The organism is Mycolicibacterium stellerae (assembly GCF_003719305.1).
GTDB classification, from domain to species: Bacteria; Actinomycetota; Actinomycetes; order Mycobacteriales; family Mycobacteriaceae; genus Mycobacterium; species Mycobacterium stellerae.
Map to the genome: position 1 here is coordinate 62,992 of NZ_RARC01000028.1, position 16,832 is coordinate 79,823.

Genomic DNA, 16,832 nt, shown 5'->3' on the forward strand with positions numbered 1-16,832 from the left:
CGATTGCCGGCGTGACTGCCGCACTGATCGCCCATCGCTACAGCGCCCTGGATTTGGTCTCGGGCAGTGCATAGGTGCTGAGCAAGCTGATCAGAATCAGGACGGCCATCATCAACCCGATCGCCCAACCTCCGAATTCCGCCAACAGCGCGGCGGCTACCAGAGGCGGCATCGCACCTCCGAGAATGCCACCGAGGTTGAACGCCAAACCGGCTCCCGTGTAACGGAATCTGGTGGCGAACACCTCGGGAATGAACGACGCCATCGGCCCGTAGGAGATACCCAGAACTGCGAAAGTGGTCGCGATACCGACCGCGAAGAGCGCTCGTGACCCCGTGTCGAGCAGCGGGACGACTGCGAAGGACCAGGGCAGGGCCAGAACGAAGCCTGCCAGGATGATCGCTCGACGCCCGTACTTGTCACTCAGGTGGGCCGAGATGGCGGTCAGCAGAAGCATCGCCAAGGCACCCAGCACGCCGGCTGCGAGGATCAGGGCGCGCGGGTGCTTCAGCTGTGTACTGGCATACCCCATGAAGTACGTGCCCGCCATGAAACTGAACGTGAAGATGCCGGTCATGGCGCCGGCGCCGAGCAGAGTCTGACGTGGCTGCTGCCGGACCAGATCGGCGATCGGCACCCGGGCTACGGATCCGGCCGCCAACTCCCTCTTGAACACCGGTGTCTCGTCGAGGCGCAACCGGACGTAGAGCGCTACGCCGATCAGCACTGCACTGAACAAGAACGGGATTCGCCATCCCCACTCTACGAACACGGCGCTCTTCTCGCCGACTGTCAGGTTGACCGTGAGAAACACCAAATTGCTCAGCAGCAGGCCTGCTCCAACGCCGAGCTGGGGAAACATTCCGTAAGCGCCCCGTTTGCCGGCCGGGGCGTACTCGGCGCTGAGCAGCGCCGCGCCGGCCCACTCGCCGCCAACGGCGAAACCCTGCAACACGCGCAGGACCAGGAGCAAGAGCGGTGCGGCGATGCCGATGGAATCAGCGCTTGGCAGCAGGCCAATACACGTCGTCGACAACCCCATGATCAGCAGCGTGGTGATAAGGGTTTTCTTGCGGCCGAGGCGATCACCGAAATGACCGAAGACGGCCGCACCCAATGGCCGTGAGAGAAACGCGACAGCGAACGTCCCGAGCGAGGCCATGGTCGCCATCGTCGGAGACATTCGGGGAAAAAAGACGGTCGGGAAAACGAGCGCGGCGGCGGTCCCATAGATGTAGAAGTCGTAGTACTCGATGGCGGTACCGACGAAGCTGGCGAACGAGATGCGCCTCATCGACGGGGGAACCGCACCAGCTGTCCCGGCGACGGTGAGCGGATCGCTTGTCACTGCGTCAGATTAGGGATTGGTGGCGCGGTTGCGCAGCAGATGTGTGAGTTCGACGCGGTCGACTACGCCGAGCTTGGTGAAGATGCGGTAGAGGCCGAACCGCACTCCGGTATGCAGCAGAATCGACTCCAGGCCTCATGCACCCATAAGCCGTTCGTACCCTCGCATGGGGCCGCTGGCCGCGATCATCACGTGCCGAGGTCCACGGCTCACGCCGTCGGTCGCCAGAACCCCTGAAAGCCTTGACCCGCGTTGGTGGTCCGGATCGGCGACAACTGCACGGGGTCACCCGCTTCGATCATCTGCCCGTCACCGACGATCATCGCGACGTGGCCGTCCCACACCGCGAGGTCGCCCGGCCGAAGCGAGTTCTGGTTCACCGCAGCGCCGAGGTCCTGTTCCTGAGCGAGCCGCGGGAGATCAAGTCCTGCTTGGTGATACGCCCATTGCGTCAGCCCGCTGCAGTCCAGCCCGACCCCGGGTGTCGTGCCGCCCCAGACGTAGGGCACGCCGAGCTGTGTCAGCGCGTAACGGACGGCGTTGGCGGCGACGGGGTTCGGTGCGTTGGCCGTGCTGCCGTCCGGCAGTCTGACGGCAACTCCGTCTCCGACCTGCTCCGGATCCGGCAACCGAAGCGACGCGAGCTGAGCATCGGCGGGTGTGACGCCGCCGGGCGCCCCGCTCGGCATGCCGCCGAATCCCGCGGGTGCGCCGAATCCCGCGGGCATGCCGAATCCGGCTGGCGCTGTCGGCGCGCCACTCGACGCCCCCGCAGGCGCCGCAGGCGCCGTCGGTGCCGCGACCCCGGCGGTATGACCGTCGAGCTCCGCGCGCAGCTCATCGACGACCGCGATCGCGTCGTTCAGCGCGCATCGCGCCTCCTCTCGCAGCTCCTCGGCCGTGCCAGGTTCGTCGAGCCGCGCCTCGATGGCGGCAGCGCGTTCCTCGAACCGGCTGATGATGTCCTGCAGGCGTGAGCGCGCCCATGAAACCGCATCCGTGGCGGCGGCCGTGCTGACCCGCAGGTCGTCGATCCGCGCAGCCAACTGGTCGGCGGACTCGGCCACCCGGGACATGAAATCCGCTGCGCCGTCGGCACCCGCGCCCGACCACCTCTCGGCGGCCCGGCTCCATCCGTTGCGCGCGGCAGCCGAGACGTCCGCCAACCGATCGCGCACGCCCGCAAGCGAGGTGGCCGGATCCCCCTCGTCCGACCACCCAGGGCCGACCTGCGCGGCCACCTCGCGGATGGGTGCCGCCAACGCCGCGATCAGTGCGCTCGGCATCGCTAGAGAAGGCGGCTGCCGTGTCGGTCAGCATCGGAGTACGCCTGGGCCACAACACCGGTGACCGAGTACGCCGAGCCGACATCGTCGCTCAGGGCGGCGACCGTCCGCGCCTGCGTCGTGACCGCGTCGGAGAGGGCCGCCAGGAATCCGGTGCCGACTGGACCGAACGCGGCGGCGGCACCCGCACCAGGCAGCGACTTCAGGACAGCCGCGGCCGCGGACAACTCATCGGCGTGCGCAGAGCACTCAGTGCCAAGAGCGCAGATGGCATTTGTGTCGACGAACATGGCGATACGACGATCAATCGCGCCGGGCGGTTCCCTGACCGTTAGGGTCGGCTCCATGGACGTGTGCGTCGTCGATCATCCGCTGGCTGCAGCGCGGCTGACCACGTTGCGCGACGAGCGCACGAACAACGCGTCGTTTCGAGACGCCCTGCGCGACCTGACCCTGATGCTGGTGTACGAGGCCACCCGCGACGCGGCCACCGAAACTATCCCGGTCCGCACGCCGCTCGCCGACACCACCGGTTCGCGCCTGGCCAAGCCGCCGCTCTTGGTGCCGGTGCTGCGCGCCGGTCTCGGCATGGTCGACCAGGCACACGCGCTGATCCCCGAGGCGCACGTCGGCTTCGTCGGCGTCGCGCGCGACGAGGAGACCCACCAGCCGACACAGTATCTGGAGTCGCTGCCCGACGATCTGAGCGGCCAGCCGGTGTTCGTGCTCGACCCGATGCTGGCGACCGGCGGCTCGATGGCGCACACCATCGGACTGCTGCAGGCCCGCAATGCCGTTGACATCACGGCGATCTGTGTCGTCGTCGCCCCGGAAGGCATCGCCGCCATCGAGAAGGTGGCACCGAACGTGAGATTGTTCACCGCAACCATCGACGACCGTCTCAACGACATCGCCTACATCGTTCCCGGGCTCGGCGACGCGGGCGATCGACAGTTCGGGCCGCGCTAGAACTTGCCCGCGAGTTCGGTCAACTCCTCGGCGATGCGTCGGGCATGCGCGCGCGCCGCCGCCAAGTCATCGTCGACACAGTTACGCCGAACCTCGATGTAGGACTTGACTTTCGGCTCGGTACCCGATGGCCGCACCGCGACCCGCACCGCCGTATCGGTGTCACCGCCCTCGAGAATCACCGCATCGGTTCGCCGTTCGTACGGTTGTGCCGCGGCCAGGTCCGTCATCGTGACAGCGAACCCGCACAGTTTCGTCGGCGCCTTTGAACGCAGCCGGGTCATCACCGCCGCCGCGTCGTCGGCATCGGCCACCGGCCGCGACAGTGCGGTCGTGGTGTGCACACCGTGGCGCCGGGCAAGGTCGTCGAGGGCGTCGAGCACTGTGCGGCCCTGCTCGCGCAGCGCTACGACCAAGTCGCAGAACAACACCGCGGTGCTGATGCCGTCCTTGTCGCGGACCGCAGACGGGTCGACGCAGTAGCCGATCGCCTCCTCGTACGCATAGACCAGCGTGCACCCCGGTATGTCGGCGTCTGCCCGTGACAACCACTTGAAGCCGGTCAGCGTCTCGACATGTCGAGCGCCGTGCGTCGCAGCGATCCGGGCCAGCATCCGTGACGACACCACCGAGCTTGCCACCACCGTGTGTTCGGACACCTCACCGGGATCGATCTGGGACAGTATGTAATCACCTAGCAGCCAACCGGTTTCGTCGCCGGTGAGCATACGCCAGCCGTCCGGTGTCGGTACGCCGACGGCACACCGGTCGGCGTCGGGATCCAGGGCGATCGCGACCTCGGCGTCGTTGTCGGCTGCCAGTTTCAACAGCTCGTCGGTGGCTCCCGGTTCCTCCGGGTTGGGGAAGGGGACGGTGGGGAAGTCCGGGTCGGGCGCGAACTGACTCTCCACCACATGAACGTCTGACAAGCCAGCGCGGACGAACGCGTCGAGTGCGTATTCTCCGCCGACGCCGTGCATGGCGGTCAGCGCCAGCCGGACCGAACCGTGCGTGTGCCGGACATGCGCCGCGCGGTTGATGTAGCGCTGGATCAGATCAACGCCGGACGTCTCGACCGCCGCCCTTTCTATCTCGTTGGCGTGCGGCGCCTCGGCGATCTTCGCCTCGATTTCTCGATCGGTGGGCGCGACGATCTGCAGGCCGCTGTCGAAGTACACCTTGTAACCGTTGTCTGATGGCGGGTTGTGAGACGCCGTGATCTGAATGCCCGCGCTGGCGCCGAGATGGCGGGCACCGAACGCCACCACGGGCGTCGGAACAGCGGCGAACAACAACGTCACCATGAACCCCGCAGCGGAGAAGACTTCGGCGGTCGCGAGGGCGAATTGCTCCGATCCGTGCCGGGCGTCGCCGCCGACCACGACGTTGGCGCCTTCGAATCCTCGCGCCTTGAGCACCTCGGCGACGGCCCAGCTGGTCCGAAGGACGACCGCGAGGTTCATGCCGCTCGGGCCGCCGCGCAAGGGGCCGCGCAGGCCGGCCGTGCCGAACGTCAGCGGACGGGCGAACCGTTCGGCGAGCTCCTCGTCACTGCACGCCTGCAGCTCGGCAACCGTCGCCGGATCGGGGTCGTGTGCGATCCACTCCTGCGCCGCTGCGCAAGCGCTCGTCATCAGCTCAGTGTTCCCACTTTGCCTTCGGCATATGCCAGCTTGCGCAGCACCGGCGCAACCAGCATCAGCAGGTTGAACTCCAGGTCGGTCAGGTTGTCGCGCATCGTTGCGTTCAGCCAGGCGTCGCGTTCGGCGCGGTCCTCGTCGAGTAGCGCGATCCCGGCAGCGGTGACCTCGATGAGCTGTCGGCGCCGATCGTCGTCGTCGGGGCGGCGCGATACCAGCCCCCGGCTCACCAGCTCGTTGATGCTGTCGGTCAGGGACTGCACGCGCACGTGCAGCCGCACCGCCAGCTCGACGGGGGTGATCCCGCCCGTCCTGGTGACCTCGCTCAGCACTTCCATCTGGCTCAGCGTCAGCCCGTGGTCGGGCCGGTGCCTGCGCATCTGCCTGGTCACCGCCACCATCGACTCTCGCAACTCGGTGGCGGAGGACCTGGCGCGTGAATCCGTCATTACCAAGTTATACCTTGGTAATTCTTTGCTGTCATGACAAAAAAGCAGCGTTGCGTGCGAATATTGTTAAGGGCATACTTGACATAGTGAGCAGAGAGCGACTGATCCAAGCATCCAGATGGGTGCTGCTGGTCGCTATCACGATTGCGGTCACCGTCCCGCTGACCATCGTCGGTGTTCCCTCTGCCGCGCTGTTCGCGGCGCTGATCGTCGGCATCGCCCTGGCGCTGCCCGCACTGGCCCCGAAGCGGGTGCCGCGCCCGATCGGCATCGCCGCCCAGGGCGTGCTCGGCGTCTATATCGCGACGATGGTCGATCGCGATGCGGTGAATGCACTCCGCACTGATTGGCCCATTGTGCTCGGTGTCGCCGTCGCCACGCTTGTGCTCAGCATCGCCGCGGGCGCCCTGCTCGGGTTGCACCGCGACGTCAGCCCTCTCACCGGATCCCTTGCGCTGGTCGCCGGTGGTGCGTCGGGCTTGGTTGCGATCGCGCGGGAACTCGGCGGTGACGATCGCGTCGTCGCCGTGGTGCAGTATCTGCGGGTGGCGCTGGTGACCGCGTCGATGCCGGTGGTTGTCACGCTCGTCTACCACGCCGACAAGTCCCACCATGCCGAGTTGAGCAGTCAAACCGGCTCGGCACCTTGGTATCTCAGCGTCGCGATGATGACGGTGCTGATCGTCGTCGGCGTGGCAGGGGGCCGGCTGATCCGGATGCCAGGGGCGGGACTGCTCGGGCCGATGGCGTTGACCATCGTGCTTCAAGTCACCGGGCTGTCGTTCGGCCTCTCGGTGCCGATGATTCTGGTTCAGGCCGGCTACATGTTCATCGGCTGGCAGGCCGGGGTGGCCTTCACCCGCGACACGCTGCGCGCGGTGGGACGCATGCTCCCCGCGGCGATCGCCCTGATCGTGGTGCTCGGTGTCGCCACCGCGGGCCTTGGTGTGCTGCTGGCCGATGTCGCAGGCCTCACCCCGCTGGAGGGCTATCTCGCCACCAGCCCCGGCGGTGTCTACGCCGTGCTGGCGACGGCGGTGGAGACGGGATCGAACGTGACCTTCGTCATCGCCGCGCAGGTGGTGCGAATCCTGTTGATGTTGTTCACCGCGCCGTTGCTGGCGCGGGCCGTGATCAGGATGACCGAGCGATTCGGCGGTCAGAGCCGCGAGATCACCGAGGCCAGCAGGGAGCCCGTGCGGGTCGCCGACTGACGGCCGGCGGCAAGCACCTCCTCGTGGCTCAGCGGCTGGCCCGTCATCCCCGCCGCGGCGTTGGTCACCAGCGACACCGCAAGCACCTCGGCGCCCGCCGCCCGCGCGGCGATCGTCTCGTGCACCGTCGACATCCCGACCAGGTCGGCCCCGAGCGTGCGCAGCATCCTGATCTCGGCTGGCGTCTCGTAGTGCGGCCCCGGCAGGCAGGCGTAGACGCCATCGGCGAGGTCGGGTTCCACCTCGCGCGCGAGCGCGCGCAGCCGCGGCGAGTAGGCGTCGACCAGGTCCACGAACTGCGCCCCCACCAGCGGCGACCTGGCCGTCAGGTTCAGGTGGTCGCTGATCAGCACCGGCTGTCCGACCACGAAATCCGCCCGCAAACCACCTGCGGCGTTGGTCATGATCACCGTCCGCACACCGGCCGCGCACGCCGCCCGCACGGGGTGCACGACATGACGCAGGTCGTGCCCCTCGTAGGCGTGGATCCGGCCGACGAACACCAGCACGCGGTGATTGCCCGTCCGCACCGAGATGACGTCGCCGCCGTGTCCCTCGGCGGTCGGGGGAGTGAAGCCGGGCAGTTCGCCCACCGGCACCACTGCCGTCGGCGCCCCCAACTCGGCGGCCGCAGGCGCCCATCCGGAGCCCAGAATCACGGCGACGTCGTACTCGTCGACGCCGGTGCGCTCGCGGATCGCGGCCGCGGCCTGCTGCGCTGCAGCGTCCGGATCGGTCACAGTACAAGCAGCTTAGCTGTCAGTGAGATACTGCCAAGATGCCAACCGCCACCGCCGCCGTCAGCGTCGAGGACGCGATCAACCGGCGTAGTGGCGACCTGATCGAGCTGTCGCACTCCATCCACGCCGAGCCTGAGCTGGCGTTCGCTGAGTTCAAGAGCTGCGCCAAGACCCAGGCGCTGGTCGCAGAGCGCGGCTTCGAGATCAGCGCCGCACCCGGCGGCCTTGACACCGCGTTTCGCGCCGAGTTCGGAACTGGCCCGTTGGTGATCGGCATCTGCGCCGAGTACGACGCCCTGCCCGAGCTCGGACATGCCTGCGGCCACAACATCATCGCCGCCTCTGCCGTCGGCACCGCGCTTGCGCTGGCCGAGGTGGCCGACGAGCTCGGCCTCAAGGTCGTATTGCTCGGCACACCCGCCGAGGAGTCCGGTGGCGGAAAAGTGTTGCTGCTCAACGCCGGAACGTTCGACGACATCGCCGCGACGGTGATGCTGCACCCCGGCCCGATCGACATAGCGCGTGCGCGCTCGCTCGCGGCGTCCGAAGTCGAAGTCACCTACCGTGGCCGCGAGGCGCACGCCGCCGTCGCGCCATATCTGGGTGTCAACGCGGCCGACGCGATCACCGTGGCGCAGACGGCGATTGGGCTCTTGCGTCAACAGTTCGCGCCGGGGGAGATGGCGCACGGCATCGTCACCGACGGCGGCCAGGCCCCCAACGTCATTCCGGCCCGTACCGCCCTGCTGTATCTGATGCGTGCGACCGACGCCGCATCGCTGCGCCACCTCGAGGGCAGGATGGCCGACTGCTTTCTCGCCGGCGCCGTCGCAACGGGCTGCGACTACGAGATAGCGCAGACCGAGCCGCCATACGACGAGCTGGCGCCCGACAGGTGGCTTGCCGACGTTTTCCGCGCCGAGATGACTCGCCTCGGCCGAGAACCGATTGGTGAGGAGTTCGAGGCCGCGGTGCCGTTGGGCAGCACTGACATGGGCAACATCACGCAGGTAATGCCCGGCATCCACCCCGTTGTCGGAGTCGAAGCGGAAGGGGCATCGGTGCACCAGCCCGGCTTCGCAAGGGCGGCGGCTGGTCCCAGCGGCGACAAGGCCGTCTGCGAAGGGGCGATCATGCTGGCCCGCACGGTGGTCGCGCTGGCCGAAACGGCCGACGAACGCGACCGGGTGCTCGCGCTTGCGGCCAAGCGGGTTGCGTCATGACGCCGGCGGAAGCGGCCGACGGTTGGCTGGACGCCCACTACGACGACCTGGTGGCTTGGCGCAGGCACATTCACGCCCATCCCGAGCTCGGTCGACAGGAGTTCGCCACCACCCAGTTCGTCGCATCGCAGCTGGCCGACGCCGGGCTGAACCCGAAGGTGCTTCCCGGCGGCACCGGTTTGGTCTGCGACTTCGGCCCAGAGCACGGCCAGCGCATCGCGCTGCGCGCCGACATGGACGCCTTGCCGATGTCGGACCGCACCGGAATGCCTTACGCCTCAGTGGTTCCCAACGTCGCGCACGCCTGCGGGCACGACGCGCACACCGCGGTGCTGCTCGGCGCGGCGCTCGCACTGAACTCCGTACCCGAGCTGCCGGTCGGTGTGCGGCTGATCTTCCAGGCCGCCGAGGAGCTGATGCCCGGCGGCGCCATCGACGCCATCGCGGCGGGTGCGATCAACGGCGTGTCACGTATCTTCGCGTTGCACTGCGATCCGCGGCTGGCCGTCGGACGGGTCGCGGTGCGGGCCGGGCCGATCACATCTGCCGCCGACCACATCGAGGTCACGCTGCACAGCCAGGGTGGGCACACCTCGCGACCGCACCTCACGGGCGACCTGGTGTACGGGCTCGGCACCCTGATCACCGGCCTTCCGGGTGTGCTGTCGCGTCGCATCGACCCGCGCACCAGCACGGTGATGGTGTGGGGCGCCGTCAACGCGGGCGTTGCCGCCAACGCCATCCCGCAGAGCGGCATACTCGCTGGCACTGTCCGCACCGCCAACCGCGATACCTGGCTGACGCTGGATTCGATCGTCGACGAGGCCATCACCTCGCTGCTGTCGCCGCTGAACATCGAGCACACGCTGCATTACAAGCGCGGGGTGCCGCCGGTGGTCAACGAGGAGATCTCGACGCGGATCCTCACCCACGCGATCGAGGGCATCGGGCCCGATGTGCTGGCCGACACCCGGCAGTCGGGCGGCGGCGAGGACTTCTCCTGGTATCTCGAGGAGGTGCCGGGCGCGATGGCGCGGCTTGGCGTGTGGTCGGGCCGTGGCCCACAGCTCGATCTACACCAGCCGACATTCGACATCGACGAGCGCGCGCTCGCGGTGGGCGTCCGCACGATGGTGAACGTCGTCGAACAGGCCGCCCAGTTCTAGCTGGCTCTCGCAGCAGCTCCCCTCACAGCAGCTCCCCTCGCAGCAGCTCCCCTCGCACCGCGAGCGTGCGTGTCTGTACACGACACGCCGCGGTTCTACGTGCAAGCGTGCACCCTCGCGGTGCGGGGGTTGTGCACAGTTCGACATTGATCCACCGCTGACAGGTTGACCGCTACCGCACCCGATGGCGCGCGCAGACGATCTCGTCATGAACGAAGAATTGGAACGATTGTTTGCCGACCAAGGCGGGGTCGCGACGAGCGGCCAGATTTTGACGCTGACTTCCAGGCGCGCTTTCGAGCGTGAGCTGAAAACGGGCGCGCTGGAGCGGATTTGGTATGGAATCTACTGTCGCGGAGAGGCCGACGACTTCGTCCGGCTTCGAGGTCTGGATCTCTCGTGCGGCACGAAGGTGCCCGTGTGCCTCGGTACTGCCGCCGCACTGCACGGATTCGATACCGAAGAACCCCAGGACCTACATGTGCTCAATCCGCCACGTCGTCAGTTGCGACCGTGTGATGGCTTGGTCGTCCATCGTCGAGATGGTGCGCCGCTGGTGTTGGTCGACGGACGCCGCGTCACATCGCCTGCGTGGACCGCGGTTGAAGTCGCGCGCAGCCTGCAGCGTCCGCGTTCACTTGCCACGCTCGATGCGGCGCTGCGCAGCGGGACGTGCAGCCGCGCCGATATCTGGCGTGCCGCGATCGAGCAGGCTGGCCGTCGCGGCATCGTGGCTGTGAGGAACCTCATTGCGCTGGCCGACGCGCGGGCGGAGTCGCCAATGGAGAGCGAAGCACGGCTGGCGATGATCGACGGTGGCCTGCCGACACCGGAGCTGCAGTACGAAGTCGTCGACGGAAACGGTGAGCTTAGGCGCTTGGACTTTGCGTGGCCCGGTCAGCGGGTCGCTGTCGAGTACGACGGTATGGACTGGCACAGCGGGCCCGAGGCGATGAAGCGGGACCGCAGGCGGCGGGCGGCGTTGGCGGATATCGGATGGACGGTGATCGCCATCGTCTTCGAGGACGTGAGATATCGGCCGTGGGAGTTCGTCGGGCGCATCGACGTCGAATTGCGTCGCTCTCGCGCCGCGTGAATGTGCACGAAATGCCCGCAATTCACGGCGTGTCGCGTACAAACACGCACGCTCGCGGTGCAACAGAACTACGTGCCTGGGCCGATGTTGCGGGCCGGGCGGGTGCGCAGATCGCGGACGTATTCCTGTGGCGCACCGGCGATTTCGGCGGCATCGGCCATCACACCGAGATAGCGCGCCGACGGCAGCCCGCCCTCCCAGGCGTCGACCACATACAGCCAGGCCAACACGGGATCGGTGGTGGTGTCCGACGACAGCCGGTCCACCCGGCAGCGGATCTTCTTGTGCACCCCCAACTCGGCGCCCTCCCAGCGATCGAGGTTCTGCTCGTCGGCGTCGGTCATGTCGTAGAGGACGACGAACACCTTTGACAGCGGGTCCTCGACCAGGGTGGCCAGCGCGCCTTCCCAGCCGATGTCCTCCCCGCCGAAGGTCAGCCGCCAGCCGTGCAGCCATCCCGTCCCCGCCATCGGCGAGTGTGGTGCCCGCTCCAGCATCTGCTCCGGATGCATGTTCGATCCGTAGGCGGCGTAAATCGGCACGGGAGCAGCCTAAGGCTTCGCTGCGGGGCTAGGCGTTCAACGGCGCGCTTGGCTAGGTCCGGAGAGCAGGAGCGAGGCGACGCGGGAAGCTACCCTGTGGCGGTGGCAACCCGCATCGTGATCATCGGCGGCGGCCCAGCGGGCTATGAAGCGGCTCTGGTCGCCGCAGGCCGCGGACGCGACGTCGCCGAGGTCACCCTCGTCGAGGACGACGGTGTCGGTGGCGCATGCGTGCTGTGGGACTGCGTGCCGTCCAAGACGCTGATCGCCTCCACCGGCGTACGCACCGAACTGCGCCGCGCCGACGGCCTTGGCTTTGACATCGCGATCGAGGACGCCAAGATATCGATCGAGCAGATCCACAGCCGGGTCAAGACGCTGGCCAGGTCGCAGTCCGCCGACATCGGCAGCAACCTGCTGCGGGAGGGCGTGAACGTCGTGCAGGGCCGCGCCGAGCTCGTGGACGACGTGGCAGGCATGGCCCAGCACCGTGTGAAGGTCACCACATCGGGCGGCAAGGTCGGCGTGCTGAAGGCCGATGTGGTGCTGATCGCCACAGGTGCCCGTCCGCGCGTGTTGCCGGGGGCGGAGCCCGACGGTGAGCGCATCCTCAACTGGCGTCAGCTCTACGAGCTCACCGACCTGCCCGAGCATCTGGTCATCGTCGGGTCGGGCGTCACCGGTGCGGAGTTCTGCAACGCCTACACCGAGCTCGGCGTGAAGGTCACCGTCGTGGCCAGCCGCGACCAGATCCTGCCGCACGAGGATTCCGACGCCGCCGCCGTCCTCGAGGAGGTTTTCGCCGACCGCGGCGTCACCCTGCTGAAGAACGCCAGGGCCGAGTCGGTGACCCCCGAAGCCGACGGTGTCGTGGTGAAGATGACCGACGGCCGCACCGTCGCGGGCAGCCACGCGTTGATGACCGTCGGCTCGGTGCCCAACACATCCGGGCTGGGGCTGGAGAAGGTGGGCATCGAACTCGGCGGCGGCAATTACATACCGGTGGACCGTGTTTCGCGGACAACGGCGGCAGGCATCTACGCGGCAGGTGACTGCACCGGCCTGCTACCGCTGGCCTCGGTCGCCGCCATGCAGGGTCGCATCGCGATGTACCACGCACTCGGCGAAGGGGTTTCCCCGATCCGCTTGCGCACCGTGGCCGCCGCCGTCTTCACCCGTCCGGAGATCGCCGCAGTCGGTGTGCCGCAGAGCAAGATCGACGACGGCACGGTGCCCGCGCGCACGCTGATGTTGCCGCTCACCACCAACGCAAGGGCGAAGATGTCGCTGCTGCGGCGCGGCTTCGTCAAGATCTTCTGCCGACCCGCCACCGGCGTGGTGATCGGCGGTGTGGTGGTCGCCCCGATCGCGTCGGAGTTGATCCTGCCCATCGCGATGGCGGTGCAGAACAATCTCACCGTGACCGATCTCGCCGAGACGTTCTCGGTCTATCCGAGCCTGTCCGGGTCGATCGTCGAGGCGGCCCGCAGGCTGATGGCGCACGACGATCTCGACTGATGATGGGCACGCGAGGAGCCAACCAGACCTCCCAGACCACGTAACCTGGGTACGTACTGACGAGTAACAAGAGGAGTCCTGCGTGAGCGACCCGATCCCCGGTCTGGGTAGCGGGCAGACCTTCCTCGGCCCGCAGCAGCGCAGACTGGCGTGGGAGCGGCTCGGAAGCGAACAGTTCGACGTCGTCGTCATCGGTGGCGGTGTGGTCGGCGCGGGCGCCGCCCTCGATGCCGCGACCCGCGGGCTCAAGGTCGCCCTTGTCGAGGCCCGCGATTTCGCCTCCGGCACATCGAGCCGCTCGTCGAAGATGTTTCACGGCGGGCTGCGCTATCTCGAGCAGCTCGAGTTCGGGCTGGTGCGTGAGGCGCTGCACGAGCGCGAGCTGTCGCTGACGACGTTGGCGCCGCATCTGGTCAAGCCGCTACCGTTCCTGTTCCCGCTGACCCACCGATGGTGGGAGCGGCCGTATGTGGCGGCAGGCATTTTTCTCTACGATCAACTCGGTGGCGCCAAATCCGTTCCCGCACAGAAGCATCTGTTCAAGGCGGGCGCTCTGCGATTGGCGCCGGGCCTCAAGCGCAGTTCGCTGATCGGTGGCATCCGCTACTACGACACCGTCGTCGACGACGCCAGACACACGATGACCGTCGCGCGCACCGCGGCACACTACGGGGCGGTTGTCCGGACGTCGACCCAGGCGATCGCGCTGCTGCGCGAGGGCGATCGCGTCACCGGCGTGAAGATCCGTGACTCAGAGGACGGCGACGTCACCGAGGTGCACGGCCATGTCGTGGTCAACGCCACCGGGGTGTGGACCGACGAGATCCAGGCGCTGTCCAAGCAGCGCGGCCGGTTCCGTGTCCGCGCGTCCAAGGGTGTGCACGTCGTCGTGCCGCGCGACCGCATCGTCAGCGAGGTGGCGATCATCCTGCGCACCGATAAGTCGGTGCTGTTCGTGATCCCGTGGGGCACGCACTGGATCATCGGCACCACCGACACCGACTGGAATCTCGACCTGGCCCATCCCGCGGCCACCAAGGCCGACATCGACTACATCCTCACCACTGTCAACACCGTGCTCGCGACACCGCTCACCCACGACGACATCGACGGTGTGTACGCCGGGCTGCGGCCGCTGCTGGCGGGGGAGGTCGAGGAGACCTCGAAGCTGTCGCGTGAGCACGCGGTCGCCGTGCCCGCGCCGGGGCTGGTCGCCATCGCGGGCGGCAAGTACACCACCTACCGGGTGATGGCGGCCGACGCCATCGACGCCGCCAGCGAGTACGTACCGACCCGGGTGGCGCCGTCGGTGACCGACAAGGTGCCGCTGATGGGTGCAGACGGCTATTTCGCGATGATCAACCAGACCGAACACCTCGGGTCGATGTACGGGCTGCATCCGTACCGGGTGCGTCACCTGCTCGACCGCTACGGCTCGCTGATCGGCGAGGTGCTCGCGATGGCCGAGGGCCAGCCCGAGCTGCTGTCGCCGATCACCGAAGCGCCGGTATACCTGAAGGTCGAAGCCACCTACGCCGCCGCGGCGGAGGGTGCGCTGCACCTCGAGGACATCCTGGCCCGCCGCATGCGAATCTCGATCGAGTACCCGCACCGCGGCGTCGACTGCGCCCGCGAGGTCGCCGAGGTCGTTGCGCCGGTCCTGGGGTGGACGCCCGAGGACGTCGACCGCGAGGTGGACACCTACATCGCGCGGGTCGATGCCGAGGTTCAGTCGCAGCAGCAGCCCGACGACGAGTCCGCCGATGCGCTGCGGGCCGCCGCGCCCGAGGCGCGCGCCGAGATCCTCGAGCCGGTGCCGCTCAATTGAGCCGTGCCCCGTTGCCCGACAGGGACGGCGTGGGCCCGGCGCGGGTGCGGCTGCGCGGCGGGGCGGTATTGGTCGAGCTGGCGGATCGGTTCGGTGACGCCGCCGCTACGAAAGTGCTTGCGGGAGAGGTCGTCACCGCCGCGGGAGACGTGGTGACTGCCGCCACCGTGCTGCCGCCCAATTCGCATGTGTACCTGTATCGGGATTTACCCGAGGAAGTGCCGGTGCCGTTCGACGTTCCGGTGCGCTACCGCGACGACGACATCGTGGTGGTCGACAAGCCGCCTTTCCTGGCGACCATGCCGCGTGGTGGGCATGTCGTGCAGACGGCGACGGTGCGGCTGCGGCGCGAGCTCGAGTTGCCGGAGCTGTCGCCTGCTCATCGCTTGGACCGGCTGACGGCCGGCGTGCTGCTGTTCACGGCGCGACGCGAGATGCGGGGCGCGTATCAGACGATGTTCGCGCGGGGCGCGGTGCGCAAGACCTACCTCGCGAGCGCCGCGGTCGACCCGTCGTTGGAATTCCCGTTGACGCTCCGCAGCCGAATCGTCAAGGAGCGCGGTCGTTTACAAGCGTTCGAAGAGCCCGGCGAGCCCAATGCGGAGACGTTCATCGAGCGGCTCGGCGACGGTTTGTACCGGCTGACGCCGCGCACCGGCCGCACGCATCAGCTGCGGGTACACATGGCCTCGCTTGGCCTGCCGATCATCGGAGACCCGTTGTACCCGAACGTCATCGACGTCGCGCGCGACGATTTCTCGACCCCGCTGCAACTGCTGGCGCACAGCATCGAGTTCGAGGACCCGATCAGCGGATGTTTGCGTCGATTTGTCAGCCGGCGCAGTATCGACCAATGACGGGCATATCGGTTGGCAAGCTGTGGCAGTACCCGGTCAAGTCGATGCAGGGCGAGGAAGTCGATCAGATCCTGCTGGGCGCGGGCGGAGTGGCGGGTGACCGTGCATACGGGTTCGTCGACGTCGAGACCGGCCGGTTGGCCAGCGCCAAGCGGCCGAGACGCTTCGGTCCGCTTCTTGACTGCCGGGCAAGATTCCTCGCCGCACCCGTCATCGACGGCGCTTCGCCCCCGGTCGAGGTCACCTTCCCCGACGGCGCCACGGTACGCACCGGTGACGACGACGGCGCCGAGCTGACGCGCCGGGTGGCGGATCTGCTTGGTCGCGAGGTGCGGCTGGTCAGCACGGCGCCGGAGGGCGTGGCACTGGACGAGCTGATCCCGCAGCTGGAAGGCCTTGGCGAAAACGCTCTTGAGGCAATGGCCACCGAGCCGGCCGACAGCGACGGCGACCGCTTCATGGCTATCCCGGTCGCGATGGCCGCGCCGGGCACGATGCTGGACCTGGCCGCCATGCATGTGCTTGCCACCAGCACCTTGCGGCGGTTGGCCGATGCGCATCCCGACGGCAGCTGGGATCCACGACGCATGCGGCCCAACATCCTGATCGACGATTCCGCTGAGCCGGGCGACGAAGACGACTGGCTCGGCTGCGACCTGCACATCGGTGAGCAGGTCGTCGTGCACATCGTCGGGCCGACGCCGCGCTGCGTGATGACGACGCTTCCGCAGCCTGGCCTGCTCAAGGATTCCGGCATCCTCAAGACGGTCGCAGCCGTCAACATGAAGGAGATGGGCGCTCTGGGTCAATTCCCCTGTGCCGGTTCGTATGCCGAGGTCGTCACGCCCGGTGTGGTGCGCCGCGGCGACGCGATCCGCTTCGAGCGGGTTGCGCCTCGCAAGGGCGCGCTCGCCGCCATGGTCGAGATGATGACCGCCGCGCTCGCGGCCGACTAG

The 16,832-nt window shown here is 67.8% G+C and carries 16 protein-coding genes; 9 read left to right on the plus strand and 7 right to left on the minus strand.

Translation table 11 applies throughout. The features are described 5' to 3' along the window. Window positions 1–37 precede the first annotated feature (37 nt). The 3 genes from D6M19_RS26195 to D6M19_RS26205 form a co-directional block, all read right to left on the minus strand. Window positions 38–1,294 (minus strand): MFS transporter, encoded by a 1,257-nt coding sequence (locus tag D6M19_RS26195; RefSeq protein ID WP_123028200.1) that lies wholly within the window; start codon window positions 1,292–1,294, stop codon window positions 38–40. Window positions 1,295–1,557: 263 nt separating this feature from the next. Next, on the minus strand, window positions 1,558–2,634 hold the full coding sequence (locus D6M19_RS26200; RefSeq protein ID WP_123028201.1) for a C40 family peptidase: 1,077 nt from the start codon (window positions 2,632–2,634) through the stop codon (window positions 1,558–1,560). A gap of 2 nt (window positions 2,635–2,636) precedes the next feature. After that, window positions 2,637–2,924 carry a hypothetical protein gene (locus D6M19_RS26205; protein ID WP_164478697.1) on the minus strand — a complete coding sequence of 96 codons (288 nt, stop codon included), beginning with the start codon at window positions 2,922–2,924 and terminating at the stop codon, window positions 2,637–2,639. 55 nt (window positions 2,925–2,979) lie between these two features. Between D6M19_RS26205 and upp the strand changes: the two genes are divergently transcribed. Beyond that, window positions 2,980–3,603: a uracil phosphoribosyltransferase gene (gene upp, locus D6M19_RS26210; RefSeq protein WP_123028203.1), complete on the plus strand. Its 624-nt coding sequence runs from the start codon at window positions 2,980–2,982 to the stop codon at window positions 3,601–3,603. Here the strand turns inward: upp and D6M19_RS26215 are convergent. Continuing rightward, a complete protein-coding gene (locus tag D6M19_RS26215) occupies window positions 3,600–5,237 on the minus strand; it encodes a phospho-sugar mutase (RefSeq protein ID WP_123028204.1) in 1,638 nt (545 codons plus the stop codon). The two genes, upp and D6M19_RS26215, sit on opposite strands and share 4 nt — an antisense overlap. Further along, window positions 5,237–5,692: a MarR family winged helix-turn-helix transcriptional regulator gene (locus D6M19_RS26220; RefSeq protein WP_123028205.1), complete on the minus strand. Its 456-nt coding sequence runs from the start codon at window positions 5,690–5,692 to the stop codon at window positions 5,237–5,239. The genes D6M19_RS26215 and D6M19_RS26220 overlap by 1 nt, the downstream gene beginning before the upstream one ends. Before the next feature lie 86 nt (window positions 5,693–5,778). On the opposite strand from D6M19_RS26220, the gene D6M19_RS26225 reads away from it, so the two are divergent. Further along, on the plus strand, window positions 5,779–6,906 hold the full coding sequence (locus tag D6M19_RS26225) for an AbrB family protein (protein ID WP_234835051.1): 1,128 nt from the start codon (window positions 5,779–5,781) through the stop codon (window positions 6,904–6,906). On the opposite strand, the gene D6M19_RS26230 is transcribed toward D6M19_RS26225, so the two are convergent. Then, window positions 6,852–7,646 carry a purine-nucleoside phosphorylase gene (locus D6M19_RS26230; protein ID WP_123028206.1) on the minus strand — a complete coding sequence of 265 codons (795 nt, stop codon included), beginning with the start codon at window positions 7,644–7,646 and terminating at the stop codon, window positions 6,852–6,854. The two genes, D6M19_RS26225 and D6M19_RS26230, sit on opposite strands and share 55 nt — an antisense overlap. A 38-nt stretch (window positions 7,647–7,684) precedes the next feature. On the opposite strand from D6M19_RS26230, the gene D6M19_RS26235 reads away from it, so the two are divergent. From D6M19_RS26235 to D6M19_RS26245, 3 genes are all read left to right on the plus strand, one after another. After that, entirely contained in the window at window positions 7,685–8,869 is a 1,185-nt protein-coding gene (locus D6M19_RS26235) for a M20 family metallopeptidase (RefSeq protein ID WP_123028207.1), read from the plus strand. Then, window positions 8,866–10,035 carry an amidohydrolase gene (locus D6M19_RS26240; RefSeq protein ID WP_123028208.1) on the plus strand — a complete coding sequence of 390 codons (1,170 nt, stop codon included), beginning with the start codon at window positions 8,866–8,868 and terminating at the stop codon, window positions 10,033–10,035. Before D6M19_RS26235 ends, D6M19_RS26240 begins: the two co-directional genes overlap by 4 nt. A 208-nt stretch (window positions 10,036–10,243) precedes the next feature. Beyond that, on the plus strand, window positions 10,244–11,131 hold the full coding sequence (locus D6M19_RS26245; RefSeq protein ID WP_123028230.1) for a type IV toxin-antitoxin system AbiEi family antitoxin: 888 nt from the start codon (window positions 10,244–10,246) through the stop codon (window positions 11,129–11,131). A gap of 68 nt (window positions 11,132–11,199) precedes the next feature. Here the strand turns inward: D6M19_RS26245 and D6M19_RS26250 are convergent, their stop codons facing one another. Then, on the minus strand, window positions 11,200–11,673 hold the full coding sequence (locus D6M19_RS26250) for a gamma-glutamylcyclotransferase family protein (protein WP_123028209.1): 474 nt from the start codon (window positions 11,671–11,673) through the stop codon (window positions 11,200–11,202). A 102-nt stretch (window positions 11,674–11,775) separates the two neighbouring features. Here D6M19_RS26250 and D6M19_RS26255 point away from each other — a divergent pair, with 102 nt between their 5' ends. The 4 genes from D6M19_RS26255 to D6M19_RS26270 all read left to right on the plus strand — a co-directional run bounded on the left by D6M19_RS26255 (window position 11,776) and on the right by D6M19_RS26270 (window position 16,832). After that, a complete protein-coding gene (locus D6M19_RS26255; protein WP_123028231.1) occupies window positions 11,776–13,191 on the plus strand; it encodes an NAD(P)H-quinone dehydrogenase in 1,416 nt (471 codons plus the stop codon). An 82-nt stretch (window positions 13,192–13,273) separates the two neighbouring features. Further along, complete coding sequence (locus tag D6M19_RS26260) at window positions 13,274–15,019, plus strand: glycerol-3-phosphate dehydrogenase/oxidase (protein ID WP_123028210.1); 1,746 nt, start codon at window positions 13,274–13,276, stop codon at window positions 15,017–15,019. Next, window positions 15,016–15,876, plus strand: coding sequence for a pseudouridine synthase (locus D6M19_RS26265; protein ID WP_123028211.1), 861 nt, complete (start codon window positions 15,016–15,018; stop codon window positions 15,874–15,876). Before D6M19_RS26260 ends, D6M19_RS26265 begins: the two co-directional genes overlap by 4 nt. Continuing rightward, window positions 15,873–16,832, plus strand: coding sequence for an MOSC domain-containing protein (locus D6M19_RS26270; RefSeq protein WP_164478698.1), 960 nt, complete (start codon window positions 15,873–15,875; stop codon window positions 16,830–16,832). The genes D6M19_RS26265 and D6M19_RS26270 overlap by 4 nt, the downstream gene beginning before the upstream one ends.

Coding starts and splice junctions, on each gene's coding strand:
- D6M19_RS26220 (WP_123028205.1), bottom strand. CDS start 5,692: ATGACGGATTCACGCGCCAGGTCCTCCGCCACCGAGTTGCGAGAGTCG.
- D6M19_RS26215 (WP_123028204.1), bottom strand. CDS start 5,237: ATGACGAGCGCTTGCGCAGCGGCGCAGGAGTGGATCGCACACGACCCC.
- D6M19_RS26205 (WP_164478697.1), bottom strand. CDS start 2,924: ATGTTCGTCGACACAAATGCCATCTGCGCTCTTGGCACTGAGTGCTCT.
- D6M19_RS26245 (WP_123028230.1), top strand. CDS start 10,244: ATGAACGAAGAATTGGAACGATTGTTTGCCGACCAAGGCGGGGTCGCG.
- D6M19_RS26195 (WP_123028200.1), bottom strand. CDS start 1,294: ATGAGGCGCATCTCGTTCGCCAGCTTCGTCGGTACCGCCATCGAGTAC.
- D6M19_RS26240 (WP_123028208.1), top strand. CDS start 8,866: ATGACGCCGGCGGAAGCGGCCGACGGTTGGCTGGACGCCCACTACGAC.
- D6M19_RS26235 (WP_123028207.1), top strand. CDS start 7,685: ATGCCAACCGCCACCGCCGCCGTCAGCGTCGAGGACGCGATCAACCGG.
- D6M19_RS26270 (WP_164478698.1), top strand. CDS start 15,873: ATGACGGGCATATCGGTTGGCAAGCTGTGGCAGTACCCGGTCAAGTCG.
- D6M19_RS26200 (WP_123028201.1), bottom strand. CDS start 2,634: ATGCCGAGCGCACTGATCGCGGCGTTGGCGGCACCCATCCGCGAGGTG.
- upp (WP_123028203.1), top strand. CDS start 2,980: ATGGACGTGTGCGTCGTCGATCATCCGCTGGCTGCAGCGCGGCTGACC.